This window comes from Thainema salinarum CENA647 (genome assembly GCF_057732415.1).
Window position 1 is genome coordinate 1,942,521 of sequence record NZ_JBYJZJ010000022.1, and the last position, 18,864, is coordinate 1,961,384.

Genomic DNA, 18,864 nt, shown 5'->3' on the forward strand with positions numbered 1-18,864 from the left:
GCTAGGATGTTGGGACACTCTGAAACTGTTCAAACGTTTCAATATCGTTTAAATATTGGATTTGATAGATGTTTCGACCAAGGTGGCGACGGCTATAGTTGGCGACGTTTTTAAATTGAACGGTGCGATTTCTTGACGTCTAAATTCATGTATTTAAGGCATCACCCTATGCGCTATTCCAGACCTTATCAATACGAAATCACTATTCCAATTAAATTGAGAATTCCGATTTATATTGAACCAGTCGTTATTGATGCTTCACACATTCCAGCGTCGAATACTGACGCTACAAAAGTTGATCATGCAGCTCAAGCCTACAGCGCTACTCAGACTGCTGCGGCTGATTTTCAACCAACTGCATCTAACGTGAATGTGCAAGTTCAGTCTGAATATGTTGAGCAAGAATTGATTTTGACCAGTCAGGTACAGGTTCCTCTTCTTGCTGAAGCGGTTAAACAGGTAACAGCCAATTTAAATCTCGAACAGGTGCTTAGGATCGTGGATTAAATAAGATGTAATTTTACCGTCTGTATTTGTAAGCTAGAGCAATAGAAGATGAAGCAGAACCTGAATGCAACCCTACCCTGCGCCAATTGAAGCTCAAATGCAACGCTATTATCAATCGTTGTCTGAGAAGGATCGTCGTCGCTATGCCGCCATTGAAGCGATCAAACTCGGATATGGTGGGCAAGCCTATATCCGAGAGTTGTTCGGATGCCATCATGCAACCCTAGCGTTGGGACTGGCAGAACTGGATGATGAACCTGCTCTCAAACGGGAACGGATTCGTCAAGTGGGAGGTGGACGGAAGTCAGCATTTGAGACCATTGAAGGGCTAGATGCGTCATTTCTGCAGGTGTTGGAGCAACACACGGCGGGTTCACCCATGGATGAGACGGTGAAGTGGACTAATCTCAAGCGCCATGAGATTGTGGCCTTGCTGAAAGAGGACGGAATTGACGTGAGTGTGACGGTGGTCGATCAGTTGTTGGAGCGGCACAACTTTCGTAAACGCAAAGCGGTGAAAAGACTGGCAACTGGGGAGAGTGAACATCGCAATGAACAATTTGAGCGGATTGAGCAGTTGAAAGGCACCTATCAAGCTGCTGGCAATCCCGTCATGAGTATGGACACAAAAAAAGAGAATTAATTGGCAAGTTGTATCGAGCGGGGCAACTGTACACTCAAGAGCAGGGAGTCGAAGTGTTTGACCATGATTGGGCAACGCTCGCAGAAGGCGTCGCTATTCCCCACGGACTGTACGACTTGAGCGATAATATTGGCTACATCCAGATCGGCACGAGTCATGATACCAGTGAGTTTGCCTGCGAATCGATTCGCTACTGGTGGAACACCTATGGCAAAGCACGCTATCCCCTAGCTGGCTCGATTTTGCTGCTTTGCGATGGTGGGGGCAGTAACAGTTCTCGCTACTACATCTTTAAGCAAGACTTGCAAGCATTGGTCAACGAGTTAGGGATTGAAATTCGCATTGCTCACTATCCCCCCTATACCTCCAAGTACAATCCAATTGAACACCGCTTGTTTCCTCACGTCTCAAGCAGGTGTCAAGGGGTAATTTTTGAGAGTGTCCAGATGGTAAAAGAGCTGATGGAAAAGGCAACCACTCGCACAGGTCTCAAGGTCTTTACGACGATTCTCGATAAAACGTATCACAAGGGTCGTAAAGTTGCTGAGGACTTCAAAGCCAACATGAAGATTGTCTTCGACGAGCTTCTGCCGCAATGGAATTACACAGCAAAACCAGAATTACAGGTTATTTAATTCACAATCCTTAGTCTGCCGCCTGCACATGCGCCATCGGCTCGGCCTCGGCCATTTTCCCTCTTTGCCACTGCGTCGATGTCTGCAGCAATGGTGCAGGTTTTGTCATGGACATTTGGCCAAATTTGCCCACCTATATCCCATGACTCGTTGCTGCGCATGGGGCTAAAAACAGGGCATCCAGCACTATTTCGGTCGGTTCCCAATGATGAGAGCGTCATGGAAATTGGGACGGTTAGTTGAATTGTTTATGGCTTGCTACGTGAAATCTCACTTCTGTTTCGGTACCGTATACCCGTAGAATAGGGGGCGTTGATCTTTAAATTTGTAAGTACCTGTTGGCAACTATCCGTGAAATTTTTTGTTTACCATACCCCCGAAGCAACACCTGTTGATGCTCAGCCTGAATGCGCGATCGCAATTGATGTCCTGCGCGCGACGACAACTATTGCCAAAGCACTGTCGGTAGGAGCGGAGGCGATTCAAGCCTTCAGCGATATTGACCAACTAATGCAAACTAGTGAGGCGTGGGCTGCTGATAAGCGCATCCGAGCAGGTGAACGGGGTGGAAAAATGGTAGACGGTTGCGATTTGGGCAATTCGCCGCTTGACCATACGGAGGAAATAACGGGCGGCAAGCGCTTGTTCATGAGCACGACCAACGGCACTCGCTGCCTGGAACGGATTCAGCAAGCCCAAACGGTGGTAACAGCAGCGTTAACCAATCGTCAAGCGGTGGTGGATTACTTGCTGCGCCAACAGCCGGAAACGGTTTGGATGGTCGGTTCTGGTTGGGAAGGTAGCTATTCCCTTGAAGATACGGTTTGTGCAGGTGCGATCGCAGATGCGGTTATGCAGGCAACTGGCCAACCGTTTGAGCAACTGGCTGGTAACGATGAAGTTGTGGCGGCGGTTAGCCTCTATCAGCAGTGGCAGAACCAACTGCTCGATTTGCTCAAAATTGCCAGTCACGGTCAACGGCTGCTGCGGCTGGGCAATATCGAAGATCTAGAATATTGTGCCCAACTGGATATTCTCAAAGTTTTACCAACCCAACGCGAAGCTGGTGTATTGGTTGATCAGCTCAGTTAAAGGTCGGCAAATCCAATCTTTTGTGTCATAAACCTGAAGGCTCCTGTGCTGCTGCCATGCAGAACCAGGAGCCTTTAGATTTGAGTTCATGTTGTTTCACTTTTGTTCCCCGTGCAGTTTGTAAGCCGTAGATGCGGTAGTACTGGGTAGGTTTAGTTCACCTCAAATACTCTCTGTCTTAGGTCTAATGACACCGACTATGCAAGGTGCAAAATGTAAGGTATCCCAATTAACGGATGCCAAAGTGGAGCTGAAAAATGGAGCCTTTTTCTTGAAAAGCGCGTTTTTCGTCCTAAATGATTCTGCTTGGCAATTGAGTAATTAAGATTAAAAAATTAAAAAGTTAGTTCAAGCATCTACGCTGCCACTAATTATTGAAGGAGTGAACACACATGTCTCTGATAAAAGAAGTTTTTGCGATCGCAGCTATTTTCTCCGTCGGGATTGGCGTTGCCCAGCCTGCAGCCGCTGATAATCATGCGACGATGACGGAAGCTGACATGATGACGGAAGAGGTCATGTCTGAAGACGCCATGACCGAAGAAGCGATGCCAGCGGCTGAGGCCGAAACGATTAGTCAGGTTGATGAAACAGCAGAGACAACCGTTGTGAGCGGCACCGTTGTTGATGTCGTTGGCAACGAGGTACGAGTTCGAGATTCTGAAACCGGAGAGACCTCTTTCTACGACATTCCTCGCGAATCTCAGATTCAAGCCGGTATTGAAGAAGGTACTGTCATCGAAATGGTGTTAATGGATGACATGGTTGTAGCCGTGACTGGCCCTGGCGGTGAGTCTGTGCAAATCGTAGAGGTTGACGACGAAACCGTTGTTGACGAAGAGGTCGTCGAGGAAGAAACGGTTGTCGAAGAGGAAGTCGTGACAACGGAAGAAACCGTGACGACCGAAACGGAAGTTGAAGAAGAACCCATCGTGGCTCAGCCAGAAACGGAAACCGTTGAAACCACTGAAACCACTGCTCCAGTTCGCGCCCTCTGGTAAACTTGAATTTACCATCTTGTATTGTTAAAAAAACACCCCCATGCCCAGCACGGGGTTTTTTTTTAATTTGCATCAAGTGCGATCGCATCTAACAGCACATCTTGCTGGTCGAGCATTTCCTGCAACCGCTCCTCAGTTGGGTGATCCCAGCCCAGCAGATGCAGCAGCCCGTGGGTCGCTAGCCAAGCCAGCTCCCAACGCAGTGAATGACCCCGTTCAGCCGCCTGTCGCTGGGCGGTATCGACGGAAATAATGATGTCACCGAGATTGAGCGGAATTTCGTGTCGCAACATTTCTGAGACTGCGCCTTCCGTTTCTAAGGCCGCAAACGACAGGACATCAGTAGGTTTATCCTGGTGGCGAAACTGGGCATTGAGCTGCTGAATTTCCGCATCATCGGTTAGCAACAGACTCAGCTCATAGGCGTTAATCGGCGACAAATCCAGGTCTAGATGGGCCAACCAGGTTTGGAACCAGGATTGCCAGCAGTCGATTGCAATCACTGGCGATTCTAAAGCAAAGTTATCCTCGTTTCGATATTCGACAGTGACATCTACGTCCGGTAAAGCCGATTGTTCTAGAGTTTCAATCGCCATTAAGGGTTACCAGAATTACCGGGTGAGATAGGCTAAGCCGACTAGTACCGCCAATAGGCCAACACTGGTCAGTGCAAAGTGAAAGAGCGACTTGCTGCCCTTTTTCACCATGTTGCGCATGGCCAGCTTGACGTAAGAAGGGGGGGGTTCGCTAGTTGGAGATGCAGTTGATGGAGATTGATCTGCGATCGCGGTTTCTGCTGTCGAGTTATCCGTTGAGTGATCGGTTGTTGGTGTAGATTGGCTCATCAATTTGGTGATCGACTATTCAAAATGGGTTGCCTATTCATTCAAGATAGCGGATTATCTAACTTCCGTCAGACCTCCATCAAACAAAGTCATTGCGGTTGCCAAGCTGCTACAAACTACAGACGGATTTAAGACTTCTGGCCGCGATTTCAGCTTAATCTGTATTAAAAATCTATATCAGGATAAAGGGGTGGGTATGACATCACCACGTCGAAATGGTTTTCTGCACGATTTTAGGGAGTTTATCGCGCGGGGCAACGTCGTTGATTTAGCGGTCGCCGTCATTATCGGTGCCGCCTTTGGCAAAGTGATCACGTCTCTGGTCGAGGACATTATCATGCCGGGGATCATTAACCCCGTGTTGAGTCAGACAGGAAACGGCTGGCGCGAGGCCACAATTGGCCCTGGTATCCGCATCGGCAGTTTTTTGGGAACGGTTGTCGATTTTTTGATTATCGCCTTTGTTATCTTCCTGATTGTGCAAGCGTTTGAAAAGTTCAAGCGTAAGAAAGAAGTGGTCGAAGCTGAAATTCCTACCCCTGATCCGGTGGCGGTCGAGCAGGAATTAACCAATGCCATCGTTCGCCTGACCAATACGATCGAATCCCGCAATTCTCTCTAGTGCTTTGTCAAGTGTGTTTTGAGGGGTAGAAGAATTTTGAAAATATTGCTTCGCAATATTTTCAAAATTCTTCTACCCCTCATCTCTACAAAGCATTGATTAAAGCACAGTGAACCACTGACTCACTTGCTGCAAGTCAACGTTGCCGCCGCTGATGATCACACCGATGCGCTGTCCAGCGGTCGGTATTTTTTGCGCCAAAACCGCAGCAGCAGCGAGACAGCCTGTTGGTTCGACCACGATTTTGAGCCGCTCCCAGAGATATCGCATCGTACGCAGCACCTCAGTATCGGTCACGGTTTTCATGTCGTTGACATAGTGCAGAACCAAAGGAAACGTCAGCTTGCCCAAATGTGGCGTCCGTGCCCCATCACAGATCGTATCGGGATTGTCCACCGTTTGCAGCGTCCGGGTTTGAAATGAGCGGGTGGCATCATCAGCGGCGGCAGGTTCCACGCCAATGACTCGACAGTTGGGCGAAAGGGTGCGAGTTGCGATCGCACATCCTGATAACAATCCACCCCCACCGCAGCAGACAAGTAGTTGATCCAGTTCACCGACTTCTTCCAGCAATTCTTGGGCAACGGTGCCCTGTCCAGCAATCACATGGGGGTGATCGTAGGGATGAACAAATGTCAGATTACGCTCAGCCAGAACCTGGTAAGCCAACTGTTCGCGATCGGTTGTAGCGCGGTCATAGAGAATAATTTCGGCACCATAACCAGCGGTTGCCTCGCGTTTCACCGTAGGAGCATCAGACGGCATCAAAATGGTGGTTTGAATCTCCAAAAGCTGACCGGATAAGGCTACAGCTTGAGCGTGATTACCGGAAGAGAGGGTGAGGACACCCTGCGATCGCAGTTCATTATCCAACCGTGACAAAGCGTTGTACGCGCCCCGAAATTTAAACGCGCCCATCCGCTGAAAGTTTTCGCACTTAAAAAAGATCTCGCCACCCGTTTGACGATTGAGAGTGCGCGACGTTAACACGGGGGTTCGATTCGCCACACCACTGAGCCGCTTCGCCGCTGCGATAATGTCCGCGTAGGTGATATTCGGTAAAGTCGCTGGATTGGCTGCCGTCATCATTCATCCTCGGCGTAGGCTGTTCCGTCCGCATGGGTAAATCGGTATCCGGTTGGCGTGTCGGTTGCCAGCAAATCAACATTGGGATAGTGGGCCTGATCACCGGATGTGCGATCGCCAATTTCGAGATAAACAGCGGGTTGACTGCTGCGATTAATCAGGCAGTGACCGTTGGGTTTTCCAGCGGCAAATCCGGCCATCATTCCCGGTTGCAAAACCTGTTCGCCATCATCCATCACCAGCGTCAGTTCGCCTTCAACAACGTAGATAAACTCGTCTTGGCAAGTGTGCCAGTGGCGCAGAGCAGAGGCGCTTCCCGGCGGTAGCGTGACTAAGTTAACGCCAAAGTTGGTCAGCCCTGCTGCGTTGCCAACTCGCTTGCGACTGCGACCTGCCACTTGAGCGCGAAACGGTGCGGGATAACCTGTGCCTGTCGAATCGGGTACCTGATGCGGATCAATAATCATCGGCAGTCATCGGCAAATATTATATGAAGTCCGGTTGAAAAACCATGATTTACTTTTTGCGAAACGCTTGCTCAGCAAGCGTTTCGCAAAAAGTAAATTGGGTTCTTGTAAGAGGATTTGATATTTAGAGATCGATACTCGCTATCTTGCCGGATTTTTCTAAATTTGAACATGCAGGTTTTTGATGCAATTTGATTAAAGCTACTCAAGCTGAGAACTGGCCTTCTGCTAAGAATTCTTATCCAGCATTTGCCAAAACAAGCAATAAGCTGGCAAGATTCGCAAATTTTGGCGTTACCCGTTTCTTTTGATAGAGGAATTGCCTATAAACCCTCACTAAGCTCTAGCTATGTTGAGTCAATTGCCATTCTGATACGAATTCTGATGTGGATCAGGGTTGCCTGTGTCTCTGTGGTGAAACAGCAAATATTAGAGCTGAGGGTATAGCAGTGAAATCAAACTACCATCTAAAACATGTCTCTGTTTTCATCAGCGCGATCGCAATGCTGTTCGGAGCAGCACCACTCGCGCAGGCAGAGACTCTGACGTCATACGTCTCATCCAAGCGATCAGAACAATCTGCATCTGCGATCGCAGCTAATGTTTCCTTTAAAGAAGCTAATAATCAAATTAAACAAAGCGTTTCGACTCGGGCTGTAGATTTATTGCCAACCAACGATCCAAAAGTGGCTGAGTCTACCGTTACGTCCTCAAATTTGTCTGCCACTTCTCCTGCAACTCAGTATTCGTTGACGCCGCTCACCTCTACTGAACAAGCAACTGAACAAGCAGCGGTTGCTACGCCCAGTAATGAATCTGTTTTTGCAGATGTCGATAGCAGTGTTACAGCTAGCGATGTCACAGTGGATCAAACTAACTATTTATCCCAAGTTGATACCGACGATGATGACGGTCTGCTCGATGATGATCCAGGCGTTTTGGATAACAATAACGATGTCCTAAATGATGAGACCTATGAAGAAGAGGCAGATGACGAGAACTTAGGCCAAGACGATGGTCTGTTCGACGATGATCCAGGCGTTTTTGACGACGATAACGATGTCTTGAATGAAGATGAGCCATTAGAGGAAGATGATGGTGTCTTCGAATCGAATCCGGAAGCGGAAGATACCTACGAAGCCGATCCCGATGAAGATGTTCTCGACGGTGATGACGGTGGCTTATTCGAAGATGAAGACGTGGATGATGGTGACGGCGATGACGTTTTTGAAGATGCAGTAGAGTCGATTTCTCCCGGTCGCGCCACCCGTTCTGGGCCAAGCTATATCGGCATTGGCGGCAACATTGGCCTCGGTGATGGCGAAACGGCACTGGGGGAAGGCAGCTTTGCGGCCTTCAGTAAAATTGGCCTAACCCGAAATATCTCTGTGCGCCCGTCTGTGCTGATTAATGACAATCCGACGATTTTGTTGCCCGTCACGTTTGACTTTGTTCCTGGTGTGACTGAGGTAACAGAAAACGTTTCGGAAGAAATTGGTTTCCGGGTATCTCCCTTTATTGGCGCGGGTGCAGCGATTTCCACGGGCGATGATGGTTCGGTTGATTTTCTGGCCACGGGTGGCGTTGATGTTCCCCTCGGCGATAACTTTACGGGCGTTGCAGCCGTAAACGTTTCGCTATTTGATGATCCGGCAATTGGGCTACTGCTCGGCATTGGCGTTAACTTCCCGGCGCTACGATAAATCTCTGTATCAATCAACAAGGTACTCATCAACAAGCGATTTGCTTCCACAGTGCGGAGGCAAATCGCTCTTGTTTGAAATGGAAAGGAAAACGCGATCGCACTTTTTTGGAGTTGCGATCGCGTTGAGGAGTTAAGGGAGTTCAGCGTGTGATGTGGTGTGTTTTAAACCCCAGGAGAAAGTAGCAATTAGCGGAGACAAAAACTTTTAGAAAAGCGTTGAGAGCAATCTTTAGAGAAGGAAGGATGCTGGCAACACACGAATGAGGTCAAGCTACTAGAAGCCGCTCGGCCGGGTGGCGAGGCAATCTTTTAGAGAAGGAAGAATGCTGACAACACACGGCTGCGGCCAGCATCACCGAAACGTCTAACTCGAAACTCGATTTAAACTTAACTGGAGGATCGGGGAAGCATCCTGATGGGCAATCCCCGATCGCTGTTTTCAACTAGCTATCTGCTTCCTCAACTGCACACTCAATCATGCGCAGAGTAGCAGCAGCAGCATAGTTCCGCAGAGCTGCCGAATCCGGAGAGAAGCGGTTGCCAGACTCATTCATGGGAGATGCAACGCCACAGTAGGAGGACATTTCATTGACCGTTGCCTGTGACCAGTGACCCGCCGTATCGCCGAAGTTGGTTGCTGCTTGAGTCGAGATCAATGTGGTCGGCTTGTTCTGCAGCTCTTGAGCATATTCAGCCGTGCGGCGCATGATGGACATCAGTTCAGCCCGTGTAACCGCTTGAGTTGGACGGAAGTTGCCATCGCCATAGCCTGCAACGATGCCCTCTTGTTGAGCAAACTGAATCTTGGCAGCACTCCAGCGAGAGGTGGCTACGTCACGGAAGGGAGCGCGGCTGACGCTGGTTGGCAGATTCAAGTTAGCATTTGGCACATTTTCCAAAGACTCTAGCGCCATCGAAACGACCTGCTCACGGGTCAGAGTTGCACGAGGTCGGAAGGTATTGTCTTCCGAGAAGCCTGCAATAAAGCCCATCGCTACAGCTTCCTGAATTTCAGACTGGTAGAGGTCGCCACTGATGTCAGAGAAGGAAACGGGGGTGGGATTGACGACCACGCCGCCATTACCACCTGTGTTGCCGCCCGTGTTACCACCTGTGCTGCCCGTGTTGCCACCCGTTGTACCACCTGTGGTTCCACCAGTGCTGCCGCTTAAGGCTGTTGCCGCCAGATCACCTTCATAGGTTAGGTAGACGTGACCCAGCGTTTGACCTTCGTAGGTACGCTTGGTGAACCGCCAGCCATCTTTGAGGTTGAGCTTCGCAAAGTTGTTGGTTGTGCCATTGGCGCGGGCGATTTCGAGCGTTTGACCCCGACCACCAAAGGGCACACCAACTAGAACCATGTCGCCGTTGCGCTGCTGAACGCGCAGGCTGTACTGCAAACCTAAATCTTGACCGTTGGCGCGAATCGAGTAGCCGTTGCTATCGGTAGAGCGACCGCAGATACCCGTAAAGTCAAAGCTCAGCAGTAGGGGATCAACAATCGTGGGTGCATTGCCACTCTCGCCCCAGCATTTCTTGGTGCTGGAAATCTGCTCTAGTACCAGTAGCTGATGGGAACTGCCGTTGTTAACTGGAGATGCGATCGCAGCAAACTTAGTTTGATCCACTTCTTTTTGACCAAAGGAAGCTGCAACGGACGAGCTAGAGATAACAGTACCAAAACCAACTGCTGCGGTAGCAACGGTAGCGAGAGCCGCGATGGAACGACGGAAGATAGATTTCATGACAAGTCCTCAACTGATTCTGTGGAAAGCAAATGCACCGGATTCGTTAGGTATGAGAAGTCGCGGTGCTCTGGTATGTCCACATCTTGCGGTGAGGATTGTCACAAAAGTAATGTGACGGTTTGACTTTCCCAACTGTCCTGAGGTGGCACAGCCGATTGGGGGGTGCGATCGCAGATCCAAAATCGCTAAAGTACCTTGTAAATTAAGGCATTACCATTGCTGCCCTCACTGGAACGGGTACTTTTTTCAGTTCCCCCCCGTGTAGCAGTTGAAGAGGTGGCTCTTAGCCGGGAACTAAAATGGAAGAACTATTGTGCGTTGCGTGACCAAGAGAGATTCACAACATGGGTATTTACTCCAACCTCATCTTTCCACGCTTATTGGATGCTGCCATGTCGGGAGAACCCTGCCCCCGATATCGGCAAGCCGTCCTTTCCCAAGTTTCAGGAAATGTTTTAGAGATTGGCTTTGGGACTGGGCTGAATTTGCCTTATTATCCCGACTCGATCAAACAGCTGACAATCGTTGATCCGAATCCCGGTGCAACTGCGATCGCGCAAAAACGGATTGCCGCCTCTCCTATTAATGTTAAGGTTCACGTTCTTAGCGGTGAAAACCTTCCATTTGCAGAGGCCAGTTTTGACACCGCCGTCAGCACATGGACGCTCTGTAGTATTCCCAACATTCAGCAAGCGCTGAGCGAAATTTATCGCGTTCTTAAACCGGGTGGCCGCTTCTGCTTTGTTGAACATGGTTTAAGTAAAGATACCTCAGTTCAAACCTGGCAAAATCGGCTCAATCCAATTCAAAAAGTAATTGGTGATGGCTGCCATCTCAACCGCAACATTGCTAATTTGGTGCAGCAGCAGTTCGACCGAGTCGAAATTGAGCAGGATTATGCTGAGAGCCTACCCAAATTCATTGGCTACACCTACCAAGGCACCGCCTGGAAAACCTAACCAACCCAGCAGAACAGACCACCACTATCTTCTTGCCCCCCTGCTCCCCACTCCCCTACTTCCTACTCCCTTACTCCCCAACCTCCCGACTCTCAAAGCTCCATCAACGCCTCAACTCCCAACCCCTCTTCCAACAGAATCCTCATCAGTCTCTGCGTAATCTGCACCAAGCCCAGCCGAGCCTGAGCTAATTCAGGTGTCCGCTCAGCCACATCACCAAAAATTTGGCACTGTCGATGAAATTGTTCAAAGCTTTGAACCAGTAGATGAAGTTGGCGATGAACCTGCTGTGGGGTGTAGCTCCCCTGACGCTCTTGCCACTCATCCGTTAGCGTTATAAAACACCGAATTAGCTCCCATTCGCTTGAATGCTGTATTCGCAGCTGTTCCTGCTCAGTGAACCACGGATAGCGATGTGACGGAGGCAGACATGCGCCTTCCGCACCGAAACCAAAGCAAGTAGCCCCAATCTCTAAATTGCTTGATGTTTTATTCGTTCTTAGCGGCAGCAGCCCTTCTCGGCCTGCTAACTGGAGCAGGCTAAACGTTCGATTATGAACATACTGTGCGGCCCAAATTGTTGGCCAGTCTTGCGGCCAACGCTGACTCCAGGCTTCTGGTCGTAGTTTCTGCGGTACAGTTGTTAGGCTTGGAACGGAATGACTGGTTACAGGTGAGCCGCCTGCTGCTTGATGACCGTCATGATGATCGCGGCGGGTTGCTCGAATAGTGGTTAGATGCTCTAACCAGATCGCAATGCCCAAATCTGTAAGGTTTAAGTAAATCCACCCAGACTCATTTTGTCGGATCGTAAAGTGTAACCAGAAGGGAGGTGACAGTGGTGTGAGGGAAGACAGGGTGTCGCAGTTATCACGCAAATCCGTCATCTGGTGGGTGATGAAGGTTGCAACTTGGATTACAGTTAAATTCGTTTTTGCAGCGAGCTTTAATGCCAAGGGGCTGGTGTAAAAAATTGGTTCCCACCCTTTACCAGTTTTTGACCCTAATTTTATATCCTGGTGGCTGATCAAGTTGCTCAATGAGCTCAGCTCTGGCAAACTTGCCTCGAACGGAGCAGGGTCAACCACAATTGATGGCAGCCCACTTGCTATTGCAGTCTGAAGGTTTCTGAGTAACAGAAATTTGAGAGACAGTTGTGTAATATACAGTACCTCCCTGTACAAAAAACATCGGTAGATTTCAGTGAATCTTCTTAAAGGTTTTATGAAGATTCATACCAGATCGGCTTCAGGTGTACGGTTGCATTGCAGTATCAGGCGTAAAGCTTGCTCAGATGTTATCTAGTTAAGCCAAGTATCATCTGACACTAATAGTTTGCAGGGATAGTTTGCAGGGGATTTTAATCAGGCAGGAGGGGCCGCATTAATTTCTAAATTGATTCGTTTTTCGTGCATTTGTATAGAGAATTCTAAATTAAGGATTCCAGGCTGTTTAAAATACGGCTTTTTCCATTTCTCCAGTGTGCGTTAAAGTATTTGCGTATTTAGCGTTTGATATAGAAGTGTTTGGTATAGATTTATTTATGGTGATGCTATGTTCTATCGCCCTTACGGTGACTGATAGATTCGCTGATTTGGTCTAGCAAAAAACAAACTGCTATTGCACTGTTATTGTCTTGATTCTGTTCCCATCCGTACAGCTGGCTAGTGTTTGCCACCAACGCAAGTTCATCAGCAACGTTTAGTATTTTATTATGTATTCGGAATCGTCATCACAACCTGAAGCGCCCCGCCCTTTTCTGACTTGGCAGCGAATTTTAGACTGGGCTCAGGAGCACTATCGTTGCCGCACCTTCAGTAAAGATGAGCGAATTCCGGCTCGTCCTGGAATTTTATATTTGGTACAGCGAGGAGCCGTGCGACTGGTGGGGAACGCTCAGGTGAGTACCAGCATCGCTAAAGGTGAAGAGGAGGGAGCAGAGCTAGAAGAGGCGTTTCTTGGATTTGTTGGAGCTGGGCAACCGTTTGAAATTGTGGCGCAATCTCCATTTACGCTACAGAGTTTTGCTCACGTGGATCAAACGACGGTTATTTGGCTGTATTGGCATGATTTGGACAACTGGCCTCACTTCCGGCGAGAAGTCTTAGATGCGTTTCGTTATCAGCATCAGCGCAAGCTGCTCTGGTTAAGCACATTAGGTCAGCGACGGACGATTGATCGCCTTCTGGGTTTTCTCACCTTGTTAATTGAAGAGTATGGTCAGCCCTGTGATCAGGGTTATTGCTTACCTTGGGCCTTAACTCATGCTCAAATCGGTAGTGCCATTGGTTCAACTCGTGTAACGGTTACGCGGCTGATGGGTAAGCTACGGCAGCAGGGTCTTATCCAAAACTATGGGGACGGTCTGTTGTGTTTGCCTGCGAGTAGTGCGGATCAAAAGCAGTCATAAGCAGTCTTAAATGCTACCTGGAGGGAGGGTTTGGTTGCCGGATTGCGATCGCAAAATTACAACTCCCAATTACAACATTTAAGATTCAAGTCTCTACAAGTAAAAGAACCCGCTTTCAGATTGAGTCGTCTCATCTTGAGTCGTCTCATCGCTTGTACCGAAATCGCCTCTTCGGTTTTTAACGAGATCGGATGCTAGCTGAGAAGAGTCCGAGAAATCATTACCTTTTGCGAACTATCGTGTATCCCGCTATATCTCGCTTTGGCCAAGTTCCAAGCTCGAACTGGAAAAAGCAAAAGCTGAAATTCGCTTGATTGTCTAACATAGGGCTAGTTAAAGTTTTGGGGCGGCAGTGGTCACTTCTGTTTAGCAGGCAGTTGATGCTCTATCGCAGGACATGGCGCTATAAATAGGCAACAGTTGTTTTAATCTATCTGCGAAATCAGGCGATTTGACATGTTTAAACGGACTCCTCAGCCCTCAAAAGGCCGCCAAGTGGTGTTAATGTCTCTGGGCATAACTGCCATGCTGGCTGGAGCGGCGGTTTCGACGTTGGATATGTTGGGTGTGATTGACTTTAGTCAGTTTCACCAGCGGTATTTGGAACCCATTGCCGAAATCGGGTTTGGATCGCGACAATCCAATTCACTGACATTGCGTCAACCGTCTGATTCGTTTGTGAAGACGCTGGCACTGATGTCGCCAGATGCGCGATCGCAACAGCTAGAAGCGATTGCCACGCAAAAAGAATCTGCCGAGCGGGCGCGGGCCCGCTATTTATTGGCAACAGACCTGATTCAGCAAGGCAAGGCTGGCAGTGCGATTCAGTGGCTAGAGGGGCTGGAAGCGGATTATAAAGTCTTGCAACCCTATGTGAGGCTAAAGCAGGCGCAAGCCTACGAGGCTATGGGGCAGCCAGAGCAGGCACAACGGGCTTGGCAGACGCTACTGGAGGAACATGGTGAGCATCCAGTGGCGGCAGAAGCGCTGTACGCACTGGGTGAAAATGGCGATCGCAGCTATTGGGATCAGGCGATAGAGAAGTTTCCAGCCTCGCCCCGCACCGTGCAAATGGCTCAAGCGTTATTGAAAGAGCGAGAAGATAAGCTGCCGCTGATGCGGATAGTCGCTCGCCACGGCCTGCATCTGCCAGGTATTACAACTCTGCTGGATGAAATGGTTGAAACTTATGGCGATCAGCTGACCCCGGAAGATTGGGAGGCGATTGGCTTTGGCTATTGGGAAAAGTTGACCTATGGCAAAGCTGGAGACGCTTACCGCTGGGCACCAGAGACTCCTCAAAATCTCTATCGCGCGGGCAGAGGATTACAACTGGGACAGCAGCGAGATGATGCGATCGCAGCTTACTATTATCTCAGTGAGACGTTTCCGGATGATCCAGAAACGGCTGAAGGGCTGCTCAAACTGTCGGCTTTAGTCGATCGAGAAACTGCGATCGTGGTTCTTGATCAGGTGATTGAACGATTTCCAGAGGATGCCGCTGCAGCCCTGTACGAGAAGTCGCTGCTCCTGGACGAAATGGATAGTGCCGAATCTGCTTCCCAAGCTCGTCAATCCATTCTCAGTCAATACAGTTCCTCAGAAGCGGCGGCTACACTCCGCTGGAACATGGCGAACCAACATGCAGAACAGGGGCAGTACCTCCAGGCTTGGCAGTGGGCCGCTCAAATTCCTAACGAAAATCCAGACCATGAGCTAGCTCCAGAAGCCGCCTTTTGGGCGGGTAAATGGGCGCTAGAAGTGAATCAATCCGACGAAGCCCAACGCGCCTTTGAATATACGATTACCCACTATCCTGAGTCCTATTTTGCCTGGCGTTCAGCCGTTCATCTGGGGTGGGATGTCGGTGACTTTAATACGGTGCGTTACTTAAAGCCCGAAATTCAACAGCCGATGCAGCGAGCGCTGCTACCAGCGGGTTCAGAAACCCTGCAAGAGCTTTACCAATTGGGACAAGATCAGGAGGCCTGGGCACTCTGGCAGAGCGAATTTGAGAACCCAATGGAGCCGACGGTCGCGGAGCAGTTCACCGATGGTTTAATGCGTCTGGGCGTTGGCGACAACCTAGACGGCATTTTCATGGTGTCTAGCCTAGAGTGGCGTGAAAAACCAGAGGAAATTGAACAGTACAAAACCTTAGCGAAGCAGGATGCTTACTGGCAAGCCTTGTATCCTTTCCCTTTTCAAAACCTGATTCAAACCTGGTCAGCCGAGCGCGATCTCAATCCCATGTTGGTGACGGCGTTGATCCGTCAGGAATCCCGCTTTGAAACACAAATTGAGTCGGTTGTAGGTGCAAAAGGGCTGATGCAGGTGATGCCCGATACGGCAGCTTGGATTGATCAAAACATTGGCGCTGGGGAATACAATCTGGGCAATCCGGCTGACAATATTAAGCTGGGAACCTGGTATTTGAGCTACACCCACCAAGAGTACGGTGATAATTCGCTCTATGCTGTCGCTAGTTACAATGCTGGCCCCGGTAACGTGGCTGACTGGATTACGCGAGACAATTTCAAAAATGCCGATGAATTTGCCCAGCAAATTCCGTTTCCAGAAACCAAAAATTATGTGCGCTCCGTCTTTGGTGGCTACTGGAACTATCTACGACTCTACAATCCAGACATTGCGGCCAAGGTGGAACAGTACACTGCTCGCAAGACTACGAATTCCAACACATTTGAGATACCCAATAACTAATTCCAGAGCCTAAAGTTATCGTCTCGGTTCGAGCATTCATGAAGCAACCGATACAATAGGTTAAAGCACACAGAATCATCGTTCATTTAAACCGGAGAGCAACCGTTAGCGTATGACGCCTCCCCCTGAGTTGGAAACCGCTCAAATCAAGCCGTCCCAGGCAAATGACCCATCTGACTCCGATGAAAGAGATTATTTGGATGATCTACCGGACGACGTGGAAATGTCGTTATTTGATCATCTAGAGGAGTTGCGCTGGCGCATTTTCTATTCACTAATCGCGGTGATTGTATGCGTGGTTGGTTGCTTTGCAGTGGTGCGCCCAATTGTTGAGCTGCTGGAACTGCCAGCCAAAGGCGTCAAGTTCTTGCAGCTTTCGCCCGGCGAATTTTTCTTTGTCTCTCTCAAAGTGGCTGCTTACAGTGGCTTACTTTTGGCTAGCCCGTTTATTCTCTACCAAATTATTCAGTTTGTTCTACCGGGACTGACTCGGCGAGAGCGACGTCTGATTGCACCGATTGTACTCGGCTCTAGCGTGCTCTTTTTTGTGGGTTTAGGATTTGCTTATTTAGCCTTAATTCCAGCTGCATTGAATTTCTTCATCAGCTATGGAGCTGATGTGGTAGAACAGCTTTGGTCAATCGATCGCTATTTTGAGTTTGTACTGCTGCTCATGTTCAGTACTGGATTGGCGTTTCAAATTCCCATCGTTCAGCTTTTGTTGGGGCTACTGGGCATTGTGTCGTCAGAGCAGATGCTGAAAGGGTGGCGCTTTGTTCTGCTGGGAGCGGCAGTCCTTGGTGCGGTGTTAACTCCATCCACTGATCCGATTACCCAAAGTTTGCTCGGCGGTGCGGTGCTGTTGCTCTACTTTGGCGGCACTGGCATGGTCAAATTAGCTGGCCGCTAGCTGTCTTTCTCGTCTTCCTAAACGAATAAGAGCCGCGCTAGACGCGGCTCTTATTCGTTTTTCGAGGATTCTAGAGTTATTCATCCACGATCCATTCCGATTCGCGAATGCCTAAGTCAAGCGGGATACTGACTGCTTTGCCGAGGCGGGGGCTTTCTCGGGTTTCTTGGATGTAGGTGCGAATTTGGTCGGCACCGCCCCAGGCATTGAGATAGGCTGCGATCGCATCTAGATGAGCAAGATATTCATCTTCGGTCATGGGAAACGAAGCTTGCTCTAAGTACTTCCACATCACCTGCACAAAGATTTTGCCCTGGGTGCGTCGGAGCTGCATGCCAAAGGATCGGCCCCACTTGGTCAGCAGTAGTTCATGTAGTTCTTGTCCAGTCATCGTTTCAGGTCACTCATCCAAATCGCAATATTTGCAGCAACTACTACTTTGTTTAACCCCCATTTTGCACGTTGCAAAACTAGAACGCGAATCATCCGCTTGTCATGCTGCGATCGCAGATTTAACCGTAGTCAGCTCTGTTAGGACGTTTTTGTGGCACAGCTTCGCCGTGCCACAAAAACGTCCTAACCAATATGCCTATCGCAACCATCTTGTTAGTTTTTGGAACCAAGAGACGAAGCGCAAATTGATACATTTCTTAACGGAAAGCGAAAAGCTGGTTCACAATCTACATTTCCTAACGACCTTGAGGTTGAATCGTGTTTATGTTGTGTAACAATGGTCTCAGAAAACTGTAAACTGCTTTAGCAGATACCTTTATACGGATTGGGTTAGCTCAAAGTTTAATGAATTTAATCTGAATTTTCGTTCTGGATTTTTCATTAAGTTTAGTGAGTTAGCTGATGAATCTAAGCGCTCCGCTTCGTTCAAACGTTGCAGTCTGAATTTGAGCGCAGCAGTTATCGTAGTCTCCATTTTGAACGCCTACATACAGCTTAAGTTATGACTCAAATTTCTTCCGGGAATGCGGATGTGCCCAGCATGGGACGCCGTCAGTTTATGAATTTGTTGACGTTTGGTGCAGCTACAGGAACAGCACTCGGCGCGCTTTATCCCGTGGTTAAGTATTTCATTCCGCCATCCAGTGGTGCCGCAGGTGGTGGTGTCCTCGCTAAAGATGCATTGGGCAAGGACATTAACGCTAGTGAGTTTGTCTCTAAGCGTAAGCCCGGTGAGCGCTCATTGGCTCAGGGTCTCAAGGGCGATCCGACCTACATCGTAGTTAGCAACGAGGGTGGAATTGCGGATTATGGCATCAACGCGGTTTGCACCCACTTGGGCTGTGTTGTGCCCTGGAACGCCAACGAAAACAAGTTTATCTGTCCTTGCCACGGTTCTCAGTACGACAACACAGGTAAGGTTGTGCGCGGCCCCGCTCCTCTCTCCTTGGCGCTGGCTCATGCCACTGTCACTGAGAACGACACGATTGCACTGACGCCTTGGACAGAGACCGATTTCCGTACGGGCGATGATCCGTGGTGGTCATAACCCACCTTGCAA

Annotated in this window: 18 protein-coding genes and 1 pseudogene; 11 read left to right on the plus strand and 8 right to left on the minus strand. The window is 49.1% G+C overall.

Annotated elements, in window-relative coordinates:
- The first annotated feature begins 168 nt into the window (after window positions 1–168).
- Window positions 169–507 carry a hypothetical protein gene (locus tag AC286M_RS15405; RefSeq protein ID WP_488205226.1) on the plus strand — a complete coding sequence of 113 codons (339 nt, stop codon included), beginning with the start codon at window positions 169–171 and terminating at the stop codon, window positions 505–507.
- 379 nt (window positions 508–886) lie between these two features.
- A pseudogene (locus AC286M_RS15410) lies at window positions 887–1,785 on the plus strand (ISAzo13 family transposase).
- On the opposite strand, the gene AC286M_RS15415 reads toward AC286M_RS15410, so the two are convergent.
- Window positions 1,782–2,006, minus strand: a complete 225-nt coding sequence (locus AC286M_RS15415) for a hypothetical protein (protein ID WP_488205227.1) — start codon at window positions 2,004–2,006, stop codon at window positions 1,782–1,784. The pseudogene AC286M_RS15410 and the gene AC286M_RS15415 sit on opposite strands and share 4 nt — an antisense overlap.
- 130 nt (window positions 2,007–2,136) lie before the next feature.
- On the opposite strand from AC286M_RS15415, the gene AC286M_RS15420 reads away from it, so the two are divergent.
- Both AC286M_RS15420 and AC286M_RS15425 read left to right on the plus strand, forming a co-directional pair.
- Window positions 2,137–2,877 (plus strand): 2-phosphosulfolactate phosphatase family protein, encoded by a 741-nt coding sequence (locus AC286M_RS15420; protein ID WP_488205228.1) that lies wholly within the window; start codon window positions 2,137–2,139, stop codon window positions 2,875–2,877.
- Between the two features lie 392 nt (window positions 2,878–3,269).
- Window positions 3,270–3,878 carry a hypothetical protein gene (locus AC286M_RS15425; protein WP_488205229.1) on the plus strand — a complete coding sequence of 203 codons (609 nt, stop codon included), beginning with the start codon at window positions 3,270–3,272 and terminating at the stop codon, window positions 3,876–3,878.
- 62 nt (window positions 3,879–3,940) lie between these two features.
- Here AC286M_RS15425 and ybeY read toward each other — a convergent pair whose 3' ends face one another.
- Together ybeY and AC286M_RS15435 are read right to left on the minus strand one after the other, a co-directional pair.
- Window positions 3,941–4,474, minus strand: a complete 534-nt coding sequence (gene ybeY, locus AC286M_RS15430) for an rRNA maturation RNase YbeY (RefSeq protein ID WP_488205230.1) — start codon at window positions 4,472–4,474, stop codon at window positions 3,941–3,943.
- Window positions 4,475–4,489: 15 nt separating this feature from the next.
- Window positions 4,490–4,723, minus strand: coding sequence for a DUF3285 domain-containing protein (locus AC286M_RS15435; RefSeq protein ID WP_488205231.1), 234 nt, complete (start codon window positions 4,721–4,723; stop codon window positions 4,490–4,492).
- A 7-nt stretch (window positions 4,724–4,730) separates the two neighbouring features.
- On the opposite strand from AC286M_RS15435, the gene mscL reads away from it, so the two are divergent.
- Complete coding sequence (gene mscL, locus AC286M_RS15440; RefSeq protein WP_488208839.1) at window positions 4,731–5,345, plus strand: large conductance mechanosensitive channel protein MscL; 615 nt, start codon at window positions 4,731–4,733, stop codon at window positions 5,343–5,345.
- A 99-nt stretch (window positions 5,346–5,444) separates the two neighbouring features.
- Here the strand turns inward: mscL and AC286M_RS15445 are convergent, their stop codons facing one another.
- The gene (locus AC286M_RS15445) at window positions 5,445–6,434 is read right to left on the minus strand and encodes a threo-3-hydroxy-L-aspartate ammonia-lyase (protein ID WP_488205232.1); all 990 of its coding nucleotides are present in this window, start codon (window positions 6,432–6,434) and stop codon (window positions 5,445–5,447) included.
- Window positions 6,431–6,898, minus strand: a complete 468-nt coding sequence (locus AC286M_RS15450; protein ID WP_488205233.1) for a cupin domain-containing protein — start codon at window positions 6,896–6,898, stop codon at window positions 6,431–6,433. Before AC286M_RS15450 ends, AC286M_RS15445 begins: the two co-directional genes overlap by 4 nt.
- A gap of 449 nt (window positions 6,899–7,347) precedes the next feature.
- Here AC286M_RS15450 and AC286M_RS15455 point away from each other — a divergent pair, with 449 nt between their 5' ends.
- Complete coding sequence (locus AC286M_RS15455) at window positions 7,348–8,601, plus strand: hypothetical protein (protein WP_488205234.1); 1,254 nt, start codon at window positions 7,348–7,350, stop codon at window positions 8,599–8,601.
- Window positions 8,602–9,046: 445 nt separating this feature from the next.
- Here the strand turns inward: AC286M_RS15455 and AC286M_RS15460 are convergent, their stop codons facing one another.
- A complete protein-coding gene (locus AC286M_RS15460; RefSeq protein WP_488205235.1) occupies window positions 9,047–10,348 on the minus strand; it encodes a DUF3747 domain-containing protein in 1,302 nt (433 codons plus the stop codon).
- 347 nt (window positions 10,349–10,695) lie between these two features.
- On the opposite strand from AC286M_RS15460, the gene AC286M_RS15465 reads away from it, so the two are divergent.
- Window positions 10,696–11,310 (plus strand): class I SAM-dependent methyltransferase, encoded by a 615-nt coding sequence (locus tag AC286M_RS15465; protein WP_488205236.1) that lies wholly within the window; start codon window positions 10,696–10,698, stop codon window positions 11,308–11,310.
- Window positions 11,311–11,402: 92 nt separating this feature from the next.
- Here AC286M_RS15465 and AC286M_RS15470 read toward each other — a convergent pair whose 3' ends face one another.
- On the minus strand, window positions 11,403–12,197 hold the full coding sequence (locus tag AC286M_RS15470) for a DALR anticodon-binding domain-containing protein (protein WP_488205237.1): 795 nt from the start codon (window positions 12,195–12,197) through the stop codon (window positions 11,403–11,405).
- A gap of 827 nt (window positions 12,198–13,024) precedes the next feature.
- On the opposite strand from AC286M_RS15470, the gene AC286M_RS15475 reads away from it, so the two are divergent.
- From AC286M_RS15475 to tatC, 3 genes are all read left to right on the plus strand, one after another.
- Window positions 13,025–13,720, plus strand: a complete 696-nt coding sequence (locus tag AC286M_RS15475) for a Crp/Fnr family transcriptional regulator (RefSeq protein WP_488205238.1) — start codon at window positions 13,025–13,027, stop codon at window positions 13,718–13,720.
- A 456-nt stretch (window positions 13,721–14,176) separates the two neighbouring features.
- Complete coding sequence (locus tag AC286M_RS15480; RefSeq protein WP_488205239.1) at window positions 14,177–16,441, plus strand: transglycosylase SLT domain-containing protein; 2,265 nt, start codon at window positions 14,177–14,179, stop codon at window positions 16,439–16,441.
- Window positions 16,442–16,553: 112 nt separating this feature from the next.
- The gene (gene tatC / locus AC286M_RS15485; RefSeq protein ID WP_488205240.1) at window positions 16,554–17,351 is read left to right on the plus strand and encodes a twin-arginine translocase subunit TatC; all 798 of its coding nucleotides are present in this window, start codon (window positions 16,554–16,556) and stop codon (window positions 17,349–17,351) included.
- A 76-nt stretch (window positions 17,352–17,427) separates the two neighbouring features.
- Here tatC and AC286M_RS15490 read toward each other — a convergent pair whose 3' ends face one another.
- Window positions 17,428–17,742: a DUF3067 family protein gene (locus tag AC286M_RS15490; RefSeq protein WP_488205241.1), complete on the minus strand. Its 315-nt coding sequence runs from the start codon at window positions 17,740–17,742 to the stop codon at window positions 17,428–17,430.
- Between the two features lie 564 nt (window positions 17,743–18,306).
- On the opposite strand from AC286M_RS15490, the gene petC reads away from it, so the two are divergent.
- Window positions 18,307–18,852, plus strand: coding sequence for a cytochrome b6-f complex iron-sulfur subunit (petC, locus tag AC286M_RS15495; RefSeq protein ID WP_488205242.1), 546 nt, complete (start codon window positions 18,307–18,309; stop codon window positions 18,850–18,852).
- Window positions 18,853–18,864: the final 12 nt, after the last annotated feature.